This window comes from Tepidibacter sp. Z1-5 (assembly GCF_037844525.1).
GTDB lineage: Bacteria > Bacillota > Clostridia > Peptostreptococcales > Peptostreptococcaceae > Tepidibacter_A.
In genome coordinates this window covers 1-1,807 of the sequence record NZ_JBBMMD010000012.1, presented here as the reverse complement: position 1 = coordinate 1,807, position 1,807 = coordinate 1, and the positions used below count along the sequence as shown (strand labels likewise).

Below are 1,807 nucleotides of genomic sequence, written 5' to 3'. Positions count from 1 at the left end.
CGCTCGACTTGCATGTGTTAGGCACGCCGCCAGCGTTCATCCTGAGCCAGGATCAAACTCTTAAATAAAAGTTTGTCAGTACTCAGTAAACTGACTTTATGTGTTGTTTCCGAAAATCACTGTTGTGATTTTTTATAACCTACTGTTTAATTTTCAAAGTTCATTTTTTCTTTCGTGTGTTTCGTGTTTGCCTCGTTGTTGAGGACAAGTAATAATATATCACCATTCTATACATTCGTCAACACTTTTTTTAAGTTTTTTACTTGTTTTTTTATTTTCTAGTTTTCTTTTAGTTTGAAAAATTCAAATAAATGTTTTTTATATTATATAACAGTATTTTATTAACTTAAATTGTGAATAATATATATAATCTTTAATTTCATAAGTTATTTTAAAGCTTTATATACGTTATAGAATCTTTTATATTTGAAATTTAATTTCTTTTTTATAAATTTAGCTGAATATTTATGTGTATATTGAAAAAAATAATATAAAATTTATATTTTTTTATTCATCATTAAAAAGGTGGTGCTTTTATGAATGACAAATTGAGTCATTTAAAAAAACTATATGAAGATGGCTATAGATGTATTTACTATGATTCTAATAGCGAAAATACATTTTCTGTATATCTAAAAAATTTTGAAATAGAACGAAGTGAAGTAGTAGAATTGCAAGACCCTACAGAATTTAATGAGTTAAGATCATATATAGATGGTTTTAATTTTAAATAGTTCTATAATCCACAAAGGAGCCGTTAGGCTCCTTTATAATGCATTTTCTTTAGTTATATTGTTTGCTATTTTTTTTATAAGACTTATCAATTCTTTTCTTTGTTTTTCGTCTTTATCTATTCTATTGATATATTGATTAAAATATAATATTTTTTTACTTTTCATTTTATCACATCCCATATTCAATATGTATTCTTATATTTCTATTTTTTTATCTTTATTTCCTTCTTTATTTTTGAAATTTTTGTTATAAAAATAAAAAAACTTTGTTATATATTCTACTCAAATATTGGTTATATTATACTTTATTGAAAAAAATATTTCTATGAAATTGAATCTAGATCAAAATATTAAACGACTTCTCTAAAAGCAAAGGTTATGTTTAGTTTATATAGAACAATAATATTACTTACAAAATTTTCTTATATTTAGGTTGTAAGTGGGACAATTATAAACGATACAATAGATATGTAAGAACTTGATCTTTTAAGAATGTATAATTCAGAGCAATAAGATATAATTATCTCTAAGACCAAGGAGGTAATTATGATTATAAAAAATGACATATACACATACTAAAAAAGATGGTTATTTAAATGTTAGTGAATCTTTTAAATAGATTTCAATAAAACTCATATTGTATCGTTTGAATATACGTTAAAAAACTTCTTATGTCTGAGCCTAAGCGCATTTAAGAAGTTTTAGTATATTTATTAAGATACAATGCTTAGTATTTAAGCAACGGAATTCGTTGTCGCTATAAGCCTAAGCAAATTTTATAAATCTATTTAATGAATTCACGGTATTTAAATAACCATCTTTTCATTTATAATCTATTNTCTCCCAGGGGGCTGCCCCCCAAGTACCATCGGCGCTAAAGAGCTTAACTTCTGTGTTCGGAATGGGAACAGGTGTATCCTCTTTGCTATAATAACCACATAATCTTTATTTAATTAAAGTATTAGTTTTTAATACTTTCAAAATTGATCAGATTTAATAAAAGGTTAAGTCCTCGATCTATTAGTATTCATCAGCTGAACTCATTACTGAGCTTACACCCTGAACCTATCAAC

Annotated in this window: 2 protein-coding genes and 2 rRNA genes; 1 reads left to right on the top strand and 3 read right to left on the bottom strand. The window is 25.2% G+C overall.

What is annotated here, in order from left to right; translation table 11 throughout:
- Positions 1–68: ribosomal RNA gene (locus WJW32_RS02880) — 16S ribosomal RNA — on the bottom strand; the annotation flags it as partial.
- A 468-nt stretch (positions 69–536) separates the two neighbouring features.
- Here WJW32_RS02880 and WJW32_RS02875 point away from each other — a divergent pair.
- Complete coding sequence (locus WJW32_RS02875) at positions 537–734, top strand: hypothetical protein (protein ID WP_340254708.1); 198 nt, start codon at positions 537–539, stop codon at positions 732–734.
- Positions 735–767: 33 nt separating this feature from the next.
- On the opposite strand, the gene WJW32_RS02870 is transcribed toward WJW32_RS02875, so the two are convergent.
- Both WJW32_RS02870 and rrf read right to left on the bottom strand, forming a co-directional pair.
- Positions 768–899: a hypothetical protein gene (locus WJW32_RS02870; RefSeq protein ID WP_340254706.1), complete on the bottom strand. Its 132-nt coding sequence runs from the start codon at positions 897–899 to the stop codon at positions 768–770.
- Positions 900–1,554: 655 nt separating this feature from the next.
- Positions 1,555–1,673, bottom strand: a 5S ribosomal RNA gene (gene rrf, locus WJW32_RS02865).
- Positions 1,674–1,807: the final 134 nt, after the last annotated feature.

Coding starts and splice junctions, on each gene's coding strand:
- WJW32_RS02870 (WP_340254706.1), bottom strand. CDS start 899: ATGAAAAGTAAAAAAATATTATATTTTAATCAATATATCAATAGAATA.
- WJW32_RS02875 (WP_340254708.1), top strand. CDS start 537: ATGAATGACAAATTGAGTCATTTAAAAAAACTATATGAAGATGGCTAT.